20 protein-coding genes are annotated in these 19,714 nt (G+C 67.5%); 7 read left to right on the forward strand and 13 right to left on the reverse strand.

What is annotated here, in order from left to right:
• Position 1 precedes the first annotated feature (1 nt).
• Positions 2–613, reverse strand: coding sequence for a cold-shock protein (locus AC1RMY_RS16985; RefSeq protein WP_492866459.1), 612 nt, complete (start codon positions 611–613; stop codon positions 2–4).
• 246 nt (positions 614–859) lie between these two features.
• A complete protein-coding gene (locus tag AC1RMY_RS16990) occupies positions 860–1,336 on the reverse strand; it encodes a MarR family winged helix-turn-helix transcriptional regulator (protein ID WP_492866461.1) in 477 nt (158 codons plus the stop codon).
• A 103-nt stretch (positions 1,337–1,439) separates the two neighbouring features.
• On the opposite strand from AC1RMY_RS16990, the gene AC1RMY_RS16995 reads away from it, so the two are divergent.
• Positions 1,440–1,895: a hypothetical protein gene (locus AC1RMY_RS16995; protein WP_492866463.1), complete on the forward strand. Its 456-nt coding sequence runs from the start codon at positions 1,440–1,442 to the stop codon at positions 1,893–1,895.
• A 39-nt stretch (positions 1,896–1,934) separates the two neighbouring features.
• On the opposite strand, the gene AC1RMY_RS17000 is transcribed toward AC1RMY_RS16995, so the two are convergent.
• Positions 1,935–2,690: an SIR2 family NAD-dependent protein deacylase gene (locus AC1RMY_RS17000; RefSeq protein ID WP_492866465.1), complete on the reverse strand. Its 756-nt coding sequence runs from the start codon at positions 2,688–2,690 to the stop codon at positions 1,935–1,937.
• A 300-nt stretch (positions 2,691–2,990) separates the two neighbouring features.
• On the opposite strand from AC1RMY_RS17000, the gene AC1RMY_RS17005 reads away from it, so the two are divergent.
• The gene (locus AC1RMY_RS17005; protein ID WP_492866467.1) at positions 2,991–4,175 is read left to right on the forward strand and encodes an aminotransferase; all 1,185 of its coding nucleotides are present in this window, start codon (positions 2,991–2,993) and stop codon (positions 4,173–4,175) included.
• Positions 4,176–4,342: 167 nt separating this feature from the next.
• On the opposite strand, the gene AC1RMY_RS17010 is transcribed toward AC1RMY_RS17005, so the two are convergent.
• A complete protein-coding gene (locus AC1RMY_RS17010) occupies positions 4,343–4,735 on the reverse strand; it encodes a hypothetical protein (RefSeq protein WP_492866469.1) in 393 nt (130 codons plus the stop codon).
• A gap of 182 nt (positions 4,736–4,917) precedes the next feature.
• Here AC1RMY_RS17010 and AC1RMY_RS17015 point away from each other — a divergent pair, with 182 nt between their 5' ends.
• A complete protein-coding gene (locus AC1RMY_RS17015) occupies positions 4,918–5,892 on the forward strand; it encodes a VOC family protein (RefSeq protein WP_492866471.1) in 975 nt (324 codons plus the stop codon).
• 211 nt (positions 5,893–6,103) lie between these two features.
• On the opposite strand, the gene AC1RMY_RS17020 is transcribed toward AC1RMY_RS17015, so the two are convergent.
• From AC1RMY_RS17020 to AC1RMY_RS17030, 3 genes are all read right to left on the reverse strand, one after another.
• On the reverse strand, positions 6,104–7,633 hold the full coding sequence (locus tag AC1RMY_RS17020; protein ID WP_492866473.1) for a UxaA family hydrolase: 1,530 nt from the start codon (positions 7,631–7,633) through the stop codon (positions 6,104–6,106).
• A 166-nt stretch (positions 7,634–7,799) separates the two neighbouring features.
• Positions 7,800–8,210 carry a hypothetical protein gene (locus AC1RMY_RS17025; RefSeq protein ID WP_492866475.1) on the reverse strand — a complete coding sequence of 137 codons (411 nt, stop codon included), beginning with the start codon at positions 8,208–8,210 and terminating at the stop codon, positions 7,800–7,802.
• A 105-nt stretch (positions 8,211–8,315) separates the two neighbouring features.
• Positions 8,316–9,230, reverse strand: coding sequence for a LysR family transcriptional regulator (locus AC1RMY_RS17030; protein WP_492866477.1), 915 nt, complete (start codon positions 9,228–9,230; stop codon positions 8,316–8,318).
• A 92-nt stretch (positions 9,231–9,322) separates the two neighbouring features.
• Between AC1RMY_RS17030 and AC1RMY_RS17035 the strand changes: the two genes are divergently transcribed.
• Positions 9,323–10,204 carry an aldo/keto reductase family oxidoreductase gene (locus tag AC1RMY_RS17035; protein WP_492866479.1) on the forward strand — a complete coding sequence of 294 codons (882 nt, stop codon included), beginning with the start codon at positions 9,323–9,325 and terminating at the stop codon, positions 10,202–10,204.
• A gap of 94 nt (positions 10,205–10,298) precedes the next feature.
• Here AC1RMY_RS17035 and AC1RMY_RS17040 read toward each other — a convergent pair whose 3' ends face one another.
• Positions 10,299–10,640: a phasin family protein gene (locus tag AC1RMY_RS17040; RefSeq protein ID WP_492866481.1), complete on the reverse strand. Its 342-nt coding sequence runs from the start codon at positions 10,638–10,640 to the stop codon at positions 10,299–10,301.
• A 337-nt stretch (positions 10,641–10,977) separates the two neighbouring features.
• Between AC1RMY_RS17040 and AC1RMY_RS17045 the strand changes: the two genes are divergently transcribed.
• On the forward strand, positions 10,978–12,651 hold the full coding sequence (locus tag AC1RMY_RS17045; RefSeq protein ID WP_492866483.1) for an SPOR domain-containing protein: 1,674 nt from the start codon (positions 10,978–10,980) through the stop codon (positions 12,649–12,651).
• 63 nt (positions 12,652–12,714) lie between these two features.
• Here AC1RMY_RS17045 and AC1RMY_RS17050 read toward each other — a convergent pair whose 3' ends face one another.
• Positions 12,715–13,428, reverse strand: a complete 714-nt coding sequence (locus tag AC1RMY_RS17050) for a DnaJ domain-containing protein (RefSeq protein WP_492866485.1) — start codon at positions 13,426–13,428, stop codon at positions 12,715–12,717.
• The gene (locus AC1RMY_RS17055) at positions 13,425–14,174 is read right to left on the reverse strand and encodes a VWA domain-containing protein (RefSeq protein WP_492866487.1); all 750 of its coding nucleotides are present in this window, start codon (positions 14,172–14,174) and stop codon (positions 13,425–13,427) included. Before AC1RMY_RS17055 ends, AC1RMY_RS17050 begins: the two co-directional genes overlap by 4 nt.
• 119 nt (positions 14,175–14,293) lie before the next feature.
• On the opposite strand from AC1RMY_RS17055, the gene panC reads away from it, so the two are divergent.
• A complete protein-coding gene (gene panC, locus AC1RMY_RS17060; protein WP_492866489.1) occupies positions 14,294–15,142 on the forward strand; it encodes a pantoate--beta-alanine ligase in 849 nt (282 codons plus the stop codon).
• A 149-nt stretch (positions 15,143–15,291) separates the two neighbouring features.
• Here the strand turns inward: panC and AC1RMY_RS17065 are convergent, their stop codons facing one another.
• On the reverse strand, positions 15,292–15,729 hold the full coding sequence (locus AC1RMY_RS17065) for a DUF1489 family protein (protein WP_492866491.1): 438 nt from the start codon (positions 15,727–15,729) through the stop codon (positions 15,292–15,294).
• A gap of 242 nt (positions 15,730–15,971) precedes the next feature.
• On the opposite strand from AC1RMY_RS17065, the gene AC1RMY_RS17070 reads away from it, so the two are divergent.
• Positions 15,972–16,739 carry an SDR family NAD(P)-dependent oxidoreductase gene (locus AC1RMY_RS17070; protein WP_492866493.1) on the forward strand — a complete coding sequence of 256 codons (768 nt, stop codon included), beginning with the start codon at positions 15,972–15,974 and terminating at the stop codon, positions 16,737–16,739.
• A gap of 208 nt (positions 16,740–16,947) precedes the next feature.
• Here AC1RMY_RS17070 and AC1RMY_RS17075 read toward each other — a convergent pair whose 3' ends face one another.
• Both AC1RMY_RS17075 and AC1RMY_RS17080 read right to left on the reverse strand, forming a co-directional pair.
• Entirely contained in the window at positions 16,948–18,933 is a 1,986-nt protein-coding gene (locus AC1RMY_RS17075; protein WP_492866495.1) for an acetyl/propionyl/methylcrotonyl-CoA carboxylase subunit alpha, read from the reverse strand.
• A gap of 30 nt (positions 18,934–18,963) precedes the next feature.
• Positions 18,964–19,623, reverse strand: coding sequence for a cation efflux transmembrane domain-containing protein (locus tag AC1RMY_RS17080; RefSeq protein WP_492866496.1), 660 nt, complete (start codon positions 19,621–19,623; stop codon positions 18,964–18,966).
• Positions 19,624–19,714: the final 91 nt, after the last annotated feature.

Consider the following 19,714-nt stretch of genomic DNA (forward strand, 5'->3'; position numbering starts at 1 on the left):
CTCAGTGCGAACTCGCCACCCCGCCCTGCTCCAGGCGGATCTCGGCCGCCATCAGGCCCTTGGGGCCGGGTCCGTACCGCACCAGCACCGTCTGGCCCGGAACGAGCTCGACCAGCCCGTAGCGCCGCATCGTCTCCATATGGACGAAGATGTCGGGGGCGCTCTCGCCGGCCGAGACGAAGCCGAAGCCGCGCAGGCGGTTGAACCACTTCACCGTCATGCGCTCGAGCCCGCTCGTCGGCGTGACCTGGACGTTCGTACGCGCCAGCGGCATCTCGGCGGGATGGCGCGCCGCGCTGGTGTCGATCGACAGCACGCGGATGGCCTGGCGGCCGCGCGGCTTCTCCACCGCTTCAAGGACGATGTGAGCGCCTTCGGCGATGGCGTTGAAACCGTCGCGCTTCAGGATGGTGACATGGACGAGGACGTCGGCACCGCCATCCTCGGGCACGACGAAGCCGTAGCCCTTGCTGACGTCGAACCATTTGACATGGCCGCTGAGCTCGACGCTGGCCTCATGGCCGAGTTCCGGTCCGTCGAGCCGCATCACGCGGTTGAGTGACTGGATCGGTCCCATCGGTCGCCGCCCGCTCTCACCGAACTCGTCGGACATTTGCCACCCACCCCCGCCCGAAATGGCTTGATTCGCGGTCTCAGGATAACATCGCTGGGGAGTCGCGATACAGCCGGCTTTGCGTCATCCACATCCTCGCAGGCGGAAATGCTGCAGCCATCGCTTTTCGTCGGCGGGCATGGCAGCGCGGACACACCGGCCGCTGGAGGATGCGATGCGTCCTCTTCCGGCGCTGGCGCCGTGCACTGCCGCAGGTGAATTGAGGCGGCCGTCGCCCTGCAGCGATCAGCTCTGCTCCTTGGCATTCTCATCGCCCTCGAGCCGCCTTCGCAGCGTCACCAGGACACGATGAGCCGTGTCGATGTCCTCGACAGCGAGCCCGTCCGCGAGCGCGTTCACTCTGGGATCGTACAGGCGAATGGCGGCCTCAAACGTCCGCAGCCCCTTGTCAGTAAGAACAACGAGCTGCGCGCGCCGGTGATGCGGATTGGGCTCGAAGGTGACCAGCCCCTCCTCCTGCAGATCATTGACGATGCGCTGGACGTTCTGGCGGTTGGCGCCGAGATCGCGCGCCAACCACGCAACCGGCTGCGGCCGATCCGCTGCGACAATGGTGCCCAGGATCTGCCAGCGTGCGCTCGTCAATCCCAACGGAGCGACGAGCCGGTCGCCCCAGGTCAATGTCAGGTTGTTGGCCCTGAACAGGGCGAGGATGAGCTGGGTCAGAGCGGCCCCGCCCGCAGTTCGCTGCGCGTCATTCATTTGAAATCAAAATGCCGTATTGACATCATTATGTCAAACCTCTATTTGCCCCTCGCATCACACCAAAATGACATCATAATGTCATTCTGAAGGGCAGAACGCCATGACCAAGATCATCCATCCGGTAACGGGCGCGCTGGCGTTCCTCACGATCACAGCATTCTGGTTCTCGACTGCGCTCAGCGAACTGTTCGCCTCACAGGCGACCGTCGTCGCCGTCAAAACGACCATTCCCTGGGGCTTTCTCATACTGATCCCCGCGATAGCGGCGGCGGGAGGATCGGGATTTGCGCGGGCCACGGGGCGGCGAGCCGGGCTGATCGGCGCAAAGATCAAGCGTATGCCGCTGATCGCCGCAAACGGCATTCTGGTTCTTATCCCCGCCGCGCTGTTCCTTGCCAGTAAGGCCCGGGTCGCGGAGTTCGATACCGTCTTCTACGCGGTGCAGGCGCTTGAGCTCGTCGCGGGAGCGGCGAACATCACGCTGCTCGGCCTCAACATGCGCGACGGATTGCGAATGACAGGCCGGCTCCGCCGCCAATCTGCGCCATCACTCTAGCAGTGCGCGACGAAGGACGGCTCGGACCGAGTCCTTCCCCTACCCCGCCAGCCGCCCCAGCACCGCGCCGATCTCGGCCCGCACCACGAGATCGGCAATCTCGTCCAGCTCCGTCGGCTCGCGATTGACGATGACCAGTTCGGCGCCCTGCTTCTTGGCGATGATCGGCAGCGTCGCGGCGGGATAGACCACCAGCGACGAGCCGACGACCAGGAAAAGCTCGCTCTCCAGGGCCAGTTGCTGCGCGAAGCTCATCTTCTCCTGCGGCATCGCCTGACCGAAGGAGATCGTCGCCGATTTCACCGGGCCGGCACACATCACGCAGGCCGGCGGCTCGCCCGTTGCCTCGAACACGGTGCGGATCGCCGCGAGTTCATGGCGCCAGCCGCAGGCGAGGCAGGTCGCATAGGTGCCGTTGCCATGGAGTTCGATCACCTGGTCCTCGGGTACGCCCGAGGCCTGGTGCAAACCGTCGATGTTCTGGGTGATGATGGCAGGCGAGCGGCCCTGCTCGACCAGCCGCGCCAGCGCGCGGTGGCCGCGATTGGGGGCCGCGCCGGCATAATGGTCGTCCATCGCGAATTTCCGGCGCCAGACCTCGATCCGCGCCTCGCGGCTCTTCACGAAGGCCTCGAACGGGATCGGCTTGTTGACCATCCAGGGCGAGCCCGGCGAGCGGAAATCAGGCACGCCGGATTCCGTCGAAATGCCGGCGCCGGTGAAGGCGAGGATGGAAGCCGCGCGGTCGAGCATCTCGTGCAGCGCGTCGATCGCGTCGTTCGTCTCGTCCTGCATGCGCGCTCCGCTCCTGCGACCTTCGAACCGATATAGGAAGCAGGAGCGGGAGCGGCACCCGTTGCCTTGAGGTTTTCGCGCCTTCATCCCAAGGGGGCAGACGCACACCGCCTCACCATGAAACGCGTGTCATCCCGGACGCAGCGAAGCGGAGATCCGGGATCCATGCCGGAGCACTTACCGGAGAGGTTGCGGAATGGACCCCGGGTCTCCCTTCGGTCACCCGGGATCCGCGGGCGAACCAATCGGTCGCTGCTACCCGATTGACGCCGGCGCTGCCGCGTCCCAAAGCTGCGGACCATGCTCGCCACGACGCCCGCCGCCCTCAATCCCGACCTCCTCGACACCGGAACCCCGCCGATCCCGCAGGCTCAGGGCTGGGCACGCGCCTATGACGGGCGCTCGGGACCGCTGGTCGACCTGTCGCAGGCGGTGCCGGGCTCCCCGCCCCCGGCCGAATTGCTGGAGCGGCTTGCGGCAGCGGCCCGTTCGCCCGACGCAACGCGCTACGGCGCGATCACCGGCGACACGGCTCTGCGCGAGGCCTATGCGGCCGAGATCAGCCAAGTCTATGGCGCGGGCTTCAGGCCGGCGGAGGTAGCGATCACCTCCGGCTGCAACCAGGCCTTCGTCATGACGATAATGGCGGTGGCCAAGGCCGGCCAGAGCGTGCTGCTGCCGGCGCCCTGGTACTTCAATCACGAGATGACGTTGCGCATGCTCGGCATCGAGGCGCGAGCCCTGCCCTGCGACCCCACTGCGGGCTTCGTTCCCGATGTCGCCACCGCCGAGGCCCTGATCGATGCCGGCACCCGCGCCATCGTGCTGGTGACGCCCAACAACCCGACAGGCGCGATCTATCCGCCCGCCACCATCGCGGCGTTTGCCGAACTCTGCGCCCGGCGCGGACTGTGGCTGGTGCTGGACGAGACCTATCGCGATTTCCTGCCCGCGGGCATTGCCGCACCGCATGAAGTCTTCGCCGCAACAAGCTGGCAGGATTCGGTGATCGGCCTCTACAGCTTCTCGAAAGCCTATGCCGTTCCGGGCTGGCGCCTGGGCGCGATCACGGCCGGCGAGGCCGTCATGGCCGAGATCGCCAAGGTGCTCGACTGCGTCCAGATCAGCCCGGTGCGCGCCGGCCAGGCCGCGATCACCTGGGGCATCGAGGGCATCCGCCCCTGGCGCGAGGCCAACCGCGCCGAGATCAACGCCCGCGCCGCGCTCTTCCGCGCGGCGATGGCACCGCATAATGGCTGGCAGGTGCTCGCGGCCGGCGCCTATTTCGCCTATGTCGCGCATCCCTTTGCCGGCGTGCCCGCAGCCGATGTGGTGCGCAGCCTCGTGCAGGAACGCGGCGTGCTGGCCCTGCCCGGCCCCTATTTCGGCCCCGGGCAGGAGCAGCATCTGCGCATCGCGATCGCCAATGTCGCGGCCGACCGGATCGGCGAACTGAGTGATCGGCTACGCGGGTTTTCGGTTTGAACGTCGACGCATTCCGCTCGAAAAACCGCCGTCCTTCCGGGCGCAGCGAAGCGAAGTCCCGGAATCCATCGTAGGGCAAGGCGGTGCCTTACGATGGATTCCGGAGCGGCGCCGCTTCGCGGCTTGTCCGGAATGACGGCATTGTTTCCGTGGAAGACCTGTAGCGATCAGCGCAGCAACGCCGCGTAGCGGTCCCGATATGCCCAGACCAAAAGCCCGCCGAGCACGACGAGGATCACCGCCACGGGAAGGCCCTGCGGATTGAGCACCAGATGGAACAGCACGATCGCCGCCATGACTGGCGTGATCAGGGCGAGCCCCAGTGCCGGTGCGATATTGGTCAGCAGGCTGAGTGCTCCGACCAGGTTGACGCTCTTCAGCAGCGGCCAGAAGAAGCCGGAATTCTGCAGCGCGACCTCGAAGGCGACGCCGCGCTCGCTTGTCGGCGGATGGATCAGATGGCTGCCGGTCGCCAGCCACCAGAAGCCGTCGACGGCGGAAACGAGGAAAAGCAGCCCGAGCAGCACGCGCGGGACGGTGACGAGAAAGATGGTCTTCATGATGGCCCCAGCCAATGGACGAAAACGCCGGCGCGCCTGATGACGTCGCCGGTCCGCTTCTTGGTCGCGACAAGGGCCCAGCCGGTTCACCGGGTTGTCACGCACGCGCTTGTGAGATGCGCCGCGCCCGATTTCATGGCCTTCAGGACGGACCCGCAAGCGCTTGTCGAGCCCGTCGCCAGATGCACTCCTCCCTCACCCGCCGCACGCTGCTGCAACTCGCCGGAGCCTCCTCGCTCGCCGCAGCCGTGACGGGCGCCGTCCGGGCCGAGGGCGGCCCCGTCGCAGCCCCGCCGGCCGGGCCGGGCTTTGCCAACACCACCCCGCTGCGTATCGGCCAGGCCGCGTTGCGCGTGCGCGACATCGAGCGCATCAGCGCCTTCTACCGCGATGTCCTCGGACTCTCGGTGCTGGCGCGCGGCGACGCTGGCGTGACGCTCGGCACCGCCGACGGTGCCCTGCTGATGCTGGAGGCGCGTCCCGCCGCCTCCCTGGAACCACCGACGCAGGCCGGCCTGTTCCACACCGCCTTCCTGATGCCGACACGCAAGGACCTCGCGCGCTGGCTCGTGCATGTCGCCCGAAACCGGACGCCGCTGACGGGATTCGCCGACCACAGCGTCAGCGAGGCGGTCTATCTCAACGATCCCGAAGGCAACGGCATCGAGGTCTATTCCGACCGCCCGGCCGAACGCTGGCAATGGGACGCGGGCCGCGTCGTCATGGGGACGCATCGCCTCGACGTCGACGACATCCTCTCCCTGACCGACACCCGCGCCAGCGACTACGCCAGGGCGCCGGACGGCCTGCGCATCGGCCATGTCCATCTGCGTGTCGGCGATGTCGAGGCCGGGGATCGCTTCTACCGCGACCTGCTCGGCCTCGAACCGACCTCGCGCCGGGACTCCGCGAGCTTCCTCTCGTCAGGCCGCTATCATCACCATCTCGCGTTCAACACCTGGAACAGCGCCGGTGCAGGGATGCGCGACGCCGCCAGCACCGGGCTCGCTTGGTTCTCGCTGGTGACGGGACAGGGCGAACTTCTGGCGAAGACGCATGAGCGGCTCGCCGGCGCCGGTCAGGCGCCGCGACCGATCTCCGGCGGGTTCGAGAGCAGCGATCCCTGGGGCACGGGCGTGCGGCTGCTGCAGGGCTGAGCCAGCTCCCGACGGGCAGATGAATGAGACATTTGCTCGATGCCCCATTACCTCAGGATTGCCCGTGGAGCCAGAACGTCATCCCGGGCTTGCCCCGGGATCCATCGGAGGCCTCCGGAGCTTTACGATGGATTCCGGAGCGGCGCGGCTTAGCCGCTTGTCCGGAATGACGAAGGATGCCGATGGAGTACAGCCCCCGCCGACCGCAGCCTCACATCGTCGCGCCGATCTGCCAGGGCACGAACTCGGCGTCGCCATAGCCCATTTCCTCGGACTTGGAGTGCTCGCCCGAGGCGATGCGCAGGAGATAATCGAAGATCTCCTTGCCTTTCTCTTCCAGCGTCACGCCGTCGAGGACGTCGCCGCAATTGATGTCCATGTCGTCGGTCTGCTTCAGATACATCGGTGTGTTGGTGGCCAGCTTGACCGAAGGCGTCGGCTTGCAGCCATAGGCCGAGCCGCGCCCCGTGGTGAAGGCGAGGATATTGGCCCCGCCCGCCACCTGCCCCGTCGCCGAAACCGGGTCGTAGCCCGGCGTATCCATGTAGACGAAGCCCTTGGACGTCACCGGCTCGGCATAATGGTAGACTGCGGCCAGCGTCTTGGTGCCACCCTTGGCCGCCGCGCCGAGCGACTTCTCCAGGATGGTCGTGAGCCCGCCCGCCTTATTGCCGGGCGAGGGGTTGTTGTTCATGTCCATCCGGGCGCGGGCCGTATAATCCTCCCACCACTTGATGATGCCGACGAGCTTCTCGCCGACCTCGCGGGTCGCGGCGCGCCGCGTCAGCAGATGCTCGGCGCCGTAGATCTCCGGCGTCTCGGAGAGGATCGCGGTGCCGCCATGCTCGACGAGGAGGTCGGCGGCCTTGCCCAGCGCCGGATTGGCGGTGATGCCGGAATAACCGTCCGAGCCGCCGCATTGCAGCGCCAGCATCAGTTCGGACGCCGGCACCGTCTCGCGCGTCGCGCGGTTGGCGATCGGCAGCATGACCTTGAGCGCCTCGATCCCGGCCGCGACCGCCTTCTTGGTGCCGCCGGTCTCCTGGATCGTCAGCGTGCGGAAGACGTCGCTTTCCTCGACGCCATAGGCGTCCTTCATGCGCTTGATCTGGAAGCCCTCGCAGCCCAGCCCGACGACGAGCACGGCGGCCATATTCGGGTTGCAGGCATAGCCCCAGGTCGTGCGCTTCAAGACCTCGAAGCTCTCGCCATTGTAGTCGATGCCGCAGCCGGTGCCGTGGGTCAGCGCAATGACGCCGTCCACGTTCGGATAATCGGCGAGCAGGCCGGAGCGCTTGACCTCCTCGGCCATGAAGCGCGCGGCGGAGGCCGAGCAATTCACCGAGGTCAGGATGCCGACATAGTTGCGCGTGCCGGCCTTGCCATTGGCGCGGCGGAAGCCCTGGAACGTCGCCTGCTGTTCGACAGGCAGGACGAATTCGGGCTTCGCCTCGGCGCAGAAGGCATAGTCGCGCTCGAAGGAATGGAAGCCGGTATTGTGCTCATGCACCCACTCGCCGGGCGGAATGTCGACCGTGGCGAAGCCGATGATCTGGCCGAACTTGCGGATCGGCTCAGCCTTCGCGATCGGAGCCAGCGCCAGCTTGTGCCCGCGCGGAATGCGCTGCAGCGCCGTGACGCCGGCAGCGGTCACGCCGACATCGATCGGATCGACGGCGACCGCGACATTGTCGGCAGCGTTGAGCTTGAGGGTACGCGGCGGGATCGCTTTGTCGAGCATCGGAAGGACCACTGGCTTGCAGGCCGCGGCCGACCGCGGCGACGCGCCAAGACATGCGCCTCCTCGCGACAGTTTTCAATCGTTTGAAGAAGATGATGATTGCGCGGAGCAGCGCGAGCGAGCCCAACGCCCGCGATCCCGGGCGGAAACCGGCAGCAAGCCGACCTTATCGGCTCGCAGTCATCATCTCCAGCTCCGGGAACGGCGCCGAGGCAGTGCAGTAGCCCGGCCGCACGCGGGCCGTCAGAATCGAGCCGCTGCGATAGACCGTCACGAACGCGCTCTTGGGCTGCGGAATTCCGGCCACGATCATCGTCGCCGAAACGCAGTGTTCCGCACCATCGCTACCAAACAGCATCGATCCAGCACTACGCCCCGGCGAAAGTCCAGCATCGGCAAAACGGGGCCTGCCGATGACGCTCCACCCGCCGAAATGGGGGGCGCCGGCGACGTTCAACGCGATCATGCGGCGAATATCGGCCTCGCTCGCGGACGCACCGACGACAAGGCCCGAACGGCTCGACGCCGTACAAGCGCCGAGCGCCAGCGCCAGGGCTGGAACGATCAATATCCTCATTGGCAGAATCTCCGGCACGCGATCGCGTAAGCGCCGCAGCAAATGCACCTCCAGGCGCTAACGAAGGCATATCGGAACGGGGCACCGCCGGGGAACGCGGCAAATTCAGCGCGCTACCGTTAGCGGCGACTTGATGAAATCGATGAAGGCCCGCAGCGGAGCCGGGACAAGGCGGCGGCCCGGATAATACAGGAACGGCCCGCTGAATTGCGGCCACCAGGATTCGAGCACCGGCTCGAGCAGCCCGGCATCGAGATGCGGACGCAGCCAGCCCTCGAAGAGATTGATGATGCCGCTGCCGGCGATCGCGGCCTCGACGGCAAGATCGATCGCGCCTCCCGCGCTGACGATGAGCGGGCCGGCAGGATCGACCCGCACGGTCTCGCCATCCCGCTCGAACTCCCATGGCGTCGTCAATGCCCCGCTCGCGAACCTTCCGAGCAGGCAGGCATGACCGAGCAGGTCGCGGGGATGAGCCGGCCGGCCCGCGCGATCGAGATAGGAGGGAGCCGCCGCAGCGGCGAAGCGCTGGATGCGAGGGCCGATCGGCACCGCGATCATGTCCTGTTCCAGACGCTCGTCATAGCGGATGCCGGCATCGCAGCCCGCGGCGAGCACATCGACGAAGCTCTCCTCGGCGACGACCTCCAGCCGGATCTCCGGATAGGCGGCAAGGAATGGCGGTACGATCGCGGGCAGGACGAGCCGCGACGCACTGACCGGCACATTGAGGCGCAACGTTCCCGCCGGCCTGTCGCGAAAGCTGTTCACGACGTCCAGCGCCGCTTCCATTTCGGTCAGCGCCGGCCCGAGTCGATCGAGCAGACGCTGGCCCGCCTCGGTCACTGCCACGCTGCGTGTGGTGCGGTTGAGCAGCCTGACACCAAGTTGCGCCTCGAGCCGGCGGACGGCTTCGCTCAATCCCGACGCGCTGACGCCGCCGGCCCTCGCGCCATCGCGAAAGCCCCTGGCGCGGGCCACCGCCACGAAGGCGTTGAGATCGCCGAGATCGACTTTCATTGTTCGCAATACCGCACAAGCCGTACGGATTATGTCCGATTTTCGCTCGCCACGGCAAGACCTAGCTCTGGCTCTTTCAGAGGAGACCACCCATGTCGATCATCGAAAAATCCGGCACATTCGTCCTCGGCGACCGCCCGGTGAAGCGCCTCGGCTACGGCGCCATGCAACTCGCCGGCCCCGGCGTCTTCGGCCCGCCCAAGGATCGGGAGGCCGCGCTCGCCGTGCTGCGCGAGGCCGTGGCAAGTGGCGTGAACCACATCGACACGTCGGACTTCTATGGCCCCCACGTCACCAACCAGATCATCCGCGAAGCCCTGCATCCCTATCGCGACGATCTCGTGATCGTCACGAAGGTCGGCGCCCGGCGCGGCGAGGATGCATCCTGGCTGCCCGCCTTTTCACGCGAAGAACTGACGCAGGCGGTCCACGACAACCTCCGCAATCTCGCTCTCGATGTTTTGGACGTCGTCAATCTGCGCGCCATGTTCGACGTCCACGGCCCGGCGGAAGGATCGCTGGAGGCGCCGCTCGCCACGCTGGCCGAACTGCGGGGCAAGGGCCTCATCCGCCATATCGGGCTGAGCAACGTCACGCCAACGCAGATCGCCGATGCTCGCAGAATGGTCCCGATCGTCTGCGTCCAGAACCAGTACAATCTGGCACACCGGGCCGACGACGCGCTGATCGACGGTCTCGCCCGTGACGGCCTCGCCTATGTGCCGTTCTTCCCGCTCGGCGGCTTCAACCCGCTGCAATCCTCTGTTCTGTCCGACGTCGCCCGGCGGCTCAGCGCCACGCCGATGCAGGTCGCGCTCGCCTGGCTGCTTCGCAGGGCGCCCAACCTCCTCCTGATCCCGGGAACTTCATCCGTCGCGCATCTGCGGGACAATCTCGCCGCTGCCGACCTCGCCCTGACGGACGATGCGTTGGCAGCCCTGGAGGGCATCGCGGCACCGGCGCGCCACGGCTGAAGCGCGGTACACCGCAACGAAAAAGCCCGGCCTCACGGCCGGGCTTCATATCGTGTCAGCGAGCCTGCGCCGCCGTCGGCGGCGTGGCGTCAGCTCACTTGGCGGCCGGAGCGACCTTGGCGACGATGCCTTCGAACGGCTTGTAGGCGTCCTTGGCCAGCGAGGTGTAGAGCTCGCCCATCTTGGTCGCCTGAGCGACGGCGCCCTCGAAGGCGGTCTTGATGTAGTCGGCTTGGATCTCGAGCGCCTTGTCGAGGGTCTTGACGGCGGCGAGCTTCTCGAGCGTCGCGGTACCGGCCTCGAACGACTTCTTGGCATAGTCGGTCGCCTCGACGGCGATGGTCTGGACGCTCTTGGAGGTGGCGCCGAAAGCCTTCAGGGCGGCATCGACGTTCTCTTTGGAGGCCTTCTGGATCGTCTCGAACTGCTGGATCATGTTTCTTCCCTCGGCACGCATGCCGCCTCTTGCTGACGAGCCTGATGGCCCGGGTTCTCGCCCCAAGGTCAGATGAAAAGCGATCACCACCGGGACTGCCCTCATATTGTGCACCGCAACATGAATGTCAAGGACATGCTGCGATGCATCAGATTTGAATTATCTGGTCCGCACATCGCGGCCGAGATCGTTAGCCTTTTAACGGCTCCGTAACCGCATCGTCCTAACCTCCCTAACTGTGTCCCATATGCCACGTCGCCAGACGCGGGCTTGGGATCGGGACGTGAGTTCTGGTTGAGGCGGGTTCATGGTTTTCAGTTGCGTTGGGTCCCGGCGCGTGCGTTTTCGCGCGCTCGTCGGAATGATCGGCATCGTCGCGGTTGCGGTCGCAGCCGCCGCGTCTCCCGCCGAAGCGGCGCGCAAGAAGCGGCGCCATGTCGGCGGCGGTTACGCCCCGCCCTATGCCGCGATGGTCGTGGACGTGAAGTCCGGCCGCACCCTGCATGCCGTCAACGAGGATGCCCCGCGCATCCCCGCCTCGATCACCAAGGTCATGACGCTCTACCTGCTGTTCGAGCAGCTCGAGCGCGGCAAGTTCAACATGAATTCCGAGCTGACGGTCTCCGCCTACGCAGCGCGTCAGGCCCCGTCGAAGATCGGCTTCGCGCCGGGCGAGACGATCGAGGTCCGCGACGCCATCCTGGCGCTCATCACCAAATCGGCCAATGACGTCGCCGTCGCCATCGCCGAGAACGTCGCCGGCTCCGAGGACGAGTTCGCCCGCATGATGACCGCTCGGGCGCGCTCGCTCGGCATGCGCAGCTCGACCTTCTACAATCCCCACGGCCTGCCCCACAGCCCGCCGAACATCACCACCGCGCGGGATCTGACCATCCTCGCCCGCGCCATCCAGGAGCGCTTCCCGCGCTACTACCCGATGTTCTCGACGCGGGTGTTCAACTATGCCGGCGGCGCCTACCGCAACCACAACAAGCTGCTCGGCCGGATCGAGGGCGTGGACGGCATCAAGACCGGCTACACCAATCTCTCCGGCTTCAACCTGATGACCTCGGCCAAGGCCGATGGCCGTCATGTCGTCTCGGTCGTGCTCGGCGGGCGCTCCGGCGCCTCCCGCGACAAGATCATGGCCGACCTCGTCGTCGCCAACCTGCCCAAGGCCGCCACCTCGGGCCGCGCCTCGACCATGGTCGCCGAAGCGCCCGAGCCGGAAGAGCGGCCGCAGGAGCGCGTTCATGAGCGCCAGCGCCCGGCCGCACCGGTCGTGACCGCCGCGGCTGCCGAGCCCGCGCCGCTGCCGGTGCCGCGTCCGCGCATCGAGGCCGAGACCCCGCTCCCGGCCGCCGCCCGCGCCTATGCGCCGGTCGCGACCACGACGCCGATCGCCCCGCCGCGCCCGCTGAGCGCCAGCGCCCAGCAGCTCCAGATCTCCGGCATGCGCCCCGTCGCCGCGACGACCACCCCCTCGGCCATGCGCTGGTCGATCGGCGCTCCCGCAGCCGACGGCAAGATCATGCGTCCGCCGGCCAATGTCGACGTCACCTCCTCGATCGCCAGGGTCGCCGAGCCCGAGGAGAAGGCCGTCGTCAAGGTCGCCGAGCACAAGCCCGCCCCGGCTCCCGCCGCCGCTCCGATCCCTGCCCCTGCCGAAAAGGTGCGCGACGCCGGCACGACGACGATCGCGAAACTCGTCGAGAAGGCTCCCGAGCCGGTCAAGGCCAGCGAAAGCCGCCCGGCCGCCGCCGCCGGCAAATGGATCATCCAGCTGGGCGCGACGGACGATGAGGCCAAGGCCAAGGACATCCTGGCCCGTGCCCGCTCCAAGGCGGCCGGCCCGCTCGCCGACGCCTCGGGCTTCACGGAGAAGGTCGAGAAGGGCGGCTCGACGCTGTTCCGCGCCCGCTTCGCCGGCTTCGAGGACCCCAAGGACGCCCAGAACGCCTGCGCCAAGCTCAAGCGCGACGGCTTCGCCTGCTTCGCCACCCGCGGCTGACGGACAAGGACAAGGAACGCCGACATGACGTCTCAGACCTCCTCCCTGTTCCCGGCCGGCACCTCACTTCAGAAGGACGTCCTTGGCCTGGTTGACGCGAGCGGCAAGGCCGCTGGTGCCCCCGGCGTCCGGGTGGATGCGCTTCATCAGGGCGCGATGGGCCTCGCGGATCGCCTCCTCGCCCGCCCCCGGCTGAAGCCCCAGGATCTCGTAGGCCTCCTGATGCGTCATCGCGCCCGTGCCCGGCGCGCGGCCCTGCCCCGCGTCGCGGTGACGATCAGCGTCTTCACGCCAGCCGGGCGACCGGCGGTCGAGATATGCCTCTAGCAGCCGGGTCCCTTCCGGATCCTGCGCCAGGCATTCGCGCATCAGCACGCCGATCTCGGCGAGCGACAGATCGTCGAGATTGCGTCCGGCGAAGCTGCCGCCGCTGACCGTTCCGGTCATCGCGCCGCTGTCATGGTCGAGTTCCATCGAAAGCAGCGCGGACGTCACCTTGGACCGCGCGCCCGGCGTCGCCCCGGCATCCTGCCCCCAGGGAAAGCGGATGCCGCCCGGCCCCGTCGCGCTCCATCCCAGGAGCCATGCGCCGATACCGCCCATGAACAGCGCCATGTCCATGCGACCGCGCATCATCAGCAGCCCGGCGACCCCGAGCGACAGCACGCCACCGCCACTCTTCACCACCCTGGCCAGAATCTTGGGATTGGCTCCGGCGAAGAGCTTCGACACCCACCAGAACAGCAGCACGGCTAGGATGCCGTAGAGCAGCGTCACCGACGGCCTCCATCCATCGCACCGAGCAGCCCGCGCACGGCGGGGCTCGTGCCGGCGAGTTTCAGCATCGCCTCGCGCCCCCCGGCGGCATAGGCCGCGGCGCCCCGCAACAGCTCGAGCAGCGAATGCGGCGCATTGACGTCGAAACGCGCATGCGCCCCGCCGGTCAGCCGCGCGATCGATGCGAAGGCAGCGCTCGCGGCTGGATCGTCGCCCTCCTGGAACAGGAAGCCGCGGATACCGCGCAGGCCGAGTTCGCCGGCGAGCGCGGCCAGCGTGTCGGCGCTCTCCTCCATCGCATCCCCGACGAGCACGAAGGCGCGGATCGGCACGGAGCGCGCTTCGTCGCGGACATGTTTCAGAACTCGCGCGATCTGGGTCTGGCCGCCCTGGCATGCGATTCCCGCCATCAGCCCGTTCAGGCGACGCGGCTCGCCGACCCAGCCCGAGGCCCGGCATTCGCCCAGGCCACGGAAATAGACGAGCTGCACGGCAAGCCCGCCGCTGGTCGCAGCCACCTCGAACATCCGCCCCTGCAGCGAACAAGCGAGATCCCAGGTTGGCTGGCGGCTCATCGTCGCGTCGAGCGCGAAGACGAGGCGGCCGGCCCGCCCCGTCGCCAGCGGCGCGAGTTGCTTGGCCGCGCCGAGGAAGCGGTCGATCTCGCCCGGCGCCGAGCGGCTGGTTGAGACGCCCGCGCGTGCTGCCTTGCCGATGGCCCTGTCGGTCTTGTCAGTCATCAGCATGATATTGGCGGTTCTGCGAGCATTTGCTACCCGTCAGCCGTGAGGATGCGCCCCGCTTCACAGCACTCTTCGGCAGGAGCGCCGGCGAGGCGACGGGCACACGAGAGAAGGTGACGCCCATGACCGGGATCGCGGTGTTCGAGACGGTGGCCGCGATGCGCGGCGCGGTGGCTGGCTGGCACGCAGCCGGCGAGAAGGTCGGCCTCGTGCCGACGATGGGCGCGCTGCATGAGGGCCATATCGCGCTCGTGAAGGAGGCGCAGCGCCATGCCCGGCGCGTGATCACCACGATCTTCGTCAACCCGACGCAGTTCGCCCCACATGAGGATTTCAAGAAATACCCCCGCACTTTCGACGACGACTGCGCCAGGCTGGTCGAGGCTGGCGCGGACGCGGTCTTCTTTCCCTCGGTCGAGGAGATGTACCCGGCGGGCTTCGCGACCCGCGTCCTGCTGCTCGGGCCGGCGGCCGTCGGCCTCGACGACCGCTTCCGTCCGACGCACTTCGAAGGCGTGGCGACCATTTGCTGCAAGCTCTTCACGCAGAGCCGCGCCGATCTCGCCGTCTTCGGCGAGAAGGACTATCAGCAGATGAAGGTGGTGACGCGCATGGTCGCCGATCTCGATCTCGGCATCGAGATCGTGCCGCTGCCGACCATCAGAGAGCCCGACGGCCTCGCCATGTCCTCGCGCAACCGCTACCTCTCGCCCGGGCATCGCGCGCTCGCGCCGCTGCTGCACCAGGTCATGCAGGCGCTCGCTGTCCGCATCCGCAACGAGGACCCGCTCTTCCAGGCCGTGAGCGAGGCGCAGACCGAGATCATCACCGCCGGCTTCGAACTCGACTACCTGGAAGCGCGCCATGCCCAGACGCTGGCGCCGGTGACCTCGCTGGCCGATGGCCCCATCCGCCTGCTGGTCGCGGCGCGTATCGGCGGCACGCGTCTGATCGACAATATCGCGGTGTGAGGCAGATGCTTGATACCACCCTGGCCGTCATTCCGGACAAGCCGCGAAGCGGCGACGCTCCGGAATCCATCGTAGAGTTCGGTGCCCTCCGATAGATTCCGGGTCTGCGCCGCACTTGCCCGGAATGACGCGGCGGTTGGAAGACCGAGCTATAGCAGCCCCAACCCCGCCAGTTCCCGCCGCAGCGCCTCCGGCATCTCGCCGAGATCGCCACTGCGGCCGTCGATGTCGCGCGGCGCGTCCTGGGCCTGCAGATAGCGCCAGCCCTGGAAGGGCCGAAACGGCCGCGGCTCGACCGGCACGACCACCGGCTCCATCACGAGATGACAGCGGCCGATGCCCTCGCCATCGGTGAAGGGGCGGATATCGGTCAGGCGCTGGCGCGCTGAAATCTGGCCCTTTATCACCCAGTAGAGCGAGCCGCCGTCGAGGATCTCCTCGATCTTCTTCGGCACCATCCGAGTGGTGTGCGTCTGCTCCTCCGGCCGCCCCAGCCGGCGCTCGAGCGCCATCCGCTCATCGATCCATTCCTCGAGATCGCTGATCGATTCCGCGCCGACGCAAAGCTTGAGCAGGTGAAGAGGCATGGCGGGCAACCTAATGCCGAGAGGGCAGCCCCACCAGCGCCTGCGGCGTTTCTCCACAGTTGCGCTGGGCGGGAAACAACCGCCGTCGTCATCCCGGACGCAGCGAAGCGGAGCTCCGGGATCCATCGTAGGGGACTGCACTCTACGATGGATCCCGGATCGGTGCGGCTTTGCCGCTTGTCCGGGATGACGGTCGCGGCACGATGGCTTAGTTCAAGGGCAACGAACGGGAGATTCACTCCATGCGCGGACTTGCAGGCAAGGCCATCCTCGTTACCGGCTCCTCGAACGGCATCGGCCTAGCAATGGCGACGCGCCTCGTCGCGGAGGGCGCGAAGGTCCTGATCCATGGCCGCGACCCCGCCGAGGTCGACGGCGCCTGCCGCGAACTCGGCGCCGCCACGCAAGGCGCGACCGGCGACCTCGCCGATCCCGCCACGGCCCAGGCCATCGTCGATGCGACCGTGCAGGCCTTCGGGCGCATCGACGGCCTGGTCAACAATGCCGGCATCTATCCGCGCGGCGTCATCGGTGAGACCACCGCGGAATTCTTCGACCACATGTTCGCCGTGAACACCCGCGCCCCGCTGCTCTGCGCCGAGGCCGCGATCCGCGCCTTCCGCAAGCAGGCATCCGGCGGTTCAATCGTCACCGTCGGCTCGCTCAACGCCTGGTGCGGCTTACGTAACCTCACCGTCTATTCCATGTCGAAGGGCGCGCTGATGACGATGACGCGCAACCTCGCCGACGCGCTCGGTCCCGAGTTGATCCGCGTCAACCAGCTCAATGTCGGCTGGACCTTCACCGCCAACGAGGACGTGACGCAGCAGCGCGAGGGGCGCAAGCCTGGGTGGCAGAACGAGGTCCCGCTCCGGCAGGCGCCGAGCGGCAAGATCATGCAGCCCGACGAGATCGCCGCCCACGCCGCCTTCTGGCTCTCGGAGGAAAGCGGCCCGGTCTCGGGGCAGGTCTACGAGGTCGAGCAGTTCCCGGTGATCGGGCGGCTGTGAAGTGCGGCCATTCCCTTCTGCCCTCACCGGAGAACGGAAGATTTGCGCCCTCCCCGTCATGCTCGGGCTTGTCCCGAGCATCCACGCCGTGATCACCGAACTCGCCAAAGGGAGACGTGGATGCTCGGGACAAGCCCGACCATGACGCAAGGGCCGAAACCTTAATCGCCCTGGGAAGAAGCGCCCACAACCGACTCCACCGCTTCGATTATTCCCCCAGCACCACCACCTTCGCACCTTCCGCGACCTGCACCCCCGGCGCGCCCGCGACCTCGCTGACGATGCCGTCGCGCGGGGCGGTCAGCACATGCTCCATCTTCATCGCCTCGACGATGGCCAGCCTCTGACCCTTCACCACGGCGTCCCCGGCCGAAACGAAGAGCGCGATCAGCTTGCCGTGCATCGGCGCCTTGACGATGCCGCCGGAGCCGGCCGCGGCATCGAGATCGACGCCGAAGGGATCGAACAGCGACACGGATGTCTGCCGGCCGCGATGCAGCGCGAACCGGATGCCGGCCTCGCCCTGAGCCAGCGCGATCTCGTGCTCGCCCTCGTCGATCTCATGGCCGGGCAGGCTGACGCGCCCGCCTGCCTCATGCCATTCGATCCGCGCCTCGACACGCTCCCCATCGACCGAAAGCGGCAGCCCCAGCGGCGGGCGCGGCATCAGGGAGAAAGCGTCGGCGTCGAACCAGGGCGAGCGATGCTCGCCATCGACGCGCTCGGTCGCGAGCATCAGCCCGGCGAGCTGGCGCTCTTCCTCGAGCTGCAGCGCCGCCGCCGCGACCGCCGCCGCGTCGAGCGGCTGCGGCTCGGCTCCGAGCGCCTCGATGTTGCGCTCGATGAAGCCGGTGTCGAAGGGGCCTTCGCGGAAGCCCTTGGCTTCGGTAAGCGCCTTCAGGAAGGCGAGATTGGTGCGCGGCCCGGCGACCACCGTCTCCGCCAGCGCCGCGCCGAGGCGGTCCAGCGCCTCAGTCCGCGTCGCGCCATGGGCGATCACCTTGGCGATCATCGGATCGTAGAACGGCGTCACGGTATCGCCGGCCTCGACGCCGGTATCGATGCGGATGCCCTCGCCCTCGGGGAACTGCAGCGCCCAGAGCTTGCCGGTCGAGGGCAGGAAACCCTTCTCCGGATCCTCGGCATAAAGCCTGGCCTCGACGGCATGACCGGTCGCGGTGACATCCGCCTGCGTAAAGCCCAGCGGCTCGCCGGCCGCGACCTTCAATTGCAGCTCGACCAGATCGAGTCCGGTGATCGCCTCCGTCACCGGATGCTCGACCTGCAGCCGCGTGTTCATCTCCATGAAGTAGAAGCGGTCGCTTTTGAGCCCCTCGCGCCCGTCGGCGATGAACTCGACCGTGCCCGCGCCGACATAGCCGACCGCCTTCGCGGCCTCGGTCGCGGCCTTGCCCATCGCGGCGCGGACCTCCGGCGTCATGCCCGGTGCCGGCGCTTCCTCGATCACCTTCTGGTGGCGGCGCTGTAGCGAGCAGTCGCGCTCGTAGAGATGCACGACATTGCCGTGGCTGTCGCCGAAGACCTGGATTTCGACATGGCGCGGCGAGAGCACATATTTCTCGACCAGCACGCGCGCATCGCCGAAGGCGTTCTGGCCCTCGCGCTGGGCACTTGTCAGCGCATCCGCGAAATCCTCGGCGCGGTCGACCTTCTTCATGCCCTTGCCGCCGCCGCCCGCGACCGCCTTGATCAGCACGGGATAGCCGATGCGCTCGGCCTCACGGCCAAGGAATTCGACGCCCTGCTCGGCCCCGTGATAGCCCGGCACCACCGGCACATTCGCCTTTTCGACCAAGCCCTTGGCGGCATCCTTCAAGCCCATCGCGCGGATCGCCGAGGCGGGGGGGCCGACGAAGACAATCCCGGCCGACGCGCAAGCCTCGGCGAAGTCGGCGTTCTCGGAGAGGAAGCCATAGCCCGGATGGATGCAGGCGGCGCCGGCCTCCTTCGCCACGGCGAGGATCTTGTCGGCGTCGAGATAGCTTTCGCGTGCCGGGGCGGGGCCGATCAGATAGGCCTCGTCCGCCATCTGCACGAACAGCGCGTCCGCATCGGCCTCGGAATAGACCGCGATGGTGCGCAGGCCCAGCCGGCTGGCGGTGCGGATGACGCGGCAGGCGATCTCGCCGCGATTGGCGATCAGGATGGAGGGCAGTTTCTCGACGATCGACATGGGTGGCTTTCCTTGGAAGGCGTGCCGCCTTTATAGCCCGGCCACCTGCCCTGTCGCGGCCTTGTTCTGCACAGGCGGATCGGCAGGCTTCCCGCGCAGCGAGCGCCAGATCGCCCATGTCGCCTGGAAGCAGAGGCAGGCGACGAAGACGTCGAAGAGATATTCCGGCCAGCGCACCGGCGCGACGCGCGCGGCAAGCCCGAGCAGGGCGAAGCCGGTCGTCGAGATCACGTCGTTGCGCGAGGAGAGCCAGGTCGCCTTGATGACGGGATTGTCCTCGGCTCTGAAGCGCCAGAGCACGCCGACGATCACGATCGCGATGACCACCGCGCTGCCGGCCGAGAAGCCCAGCGCCCAGACCTCGATCGGCCGCGGCGCGATGATCTTGGCGGCGAGATCGTAGAGCGTGTGCAGCCCCGCCACGGCCATGACCGCACCGATCGCCATCGCCGCCAGCCGCTCGGCCCGGTCGTCGCGTCCGAAGACCAGCGCCGCGATGCCGTAGAGCGCGACGTCATAGACCCAGTCGACGCCGTCCTTGAACAATTGCGCATTCCCGACTGCCAGCGCCCAGACGACGACGCCGATCGCGAAGACGAGGATGCCGAGCGCGATGCCCCAGATGGTGAGGGTGTAGGCGCGGGCGACGGACGCGCTTACGCCAACGCCGCCGTCCCCTGACTCAAGCATCGATCATCCCCACGCCGTCATCCCGGACAAGCCGCGAAGCGGCGCCGATCCGGGATCCATGCCGGAACATAGCCGATCCAGCTTCAGGCAT

The organism is Allobosea sp. GW822-FHT03F07, assembly GCF_058801345.1.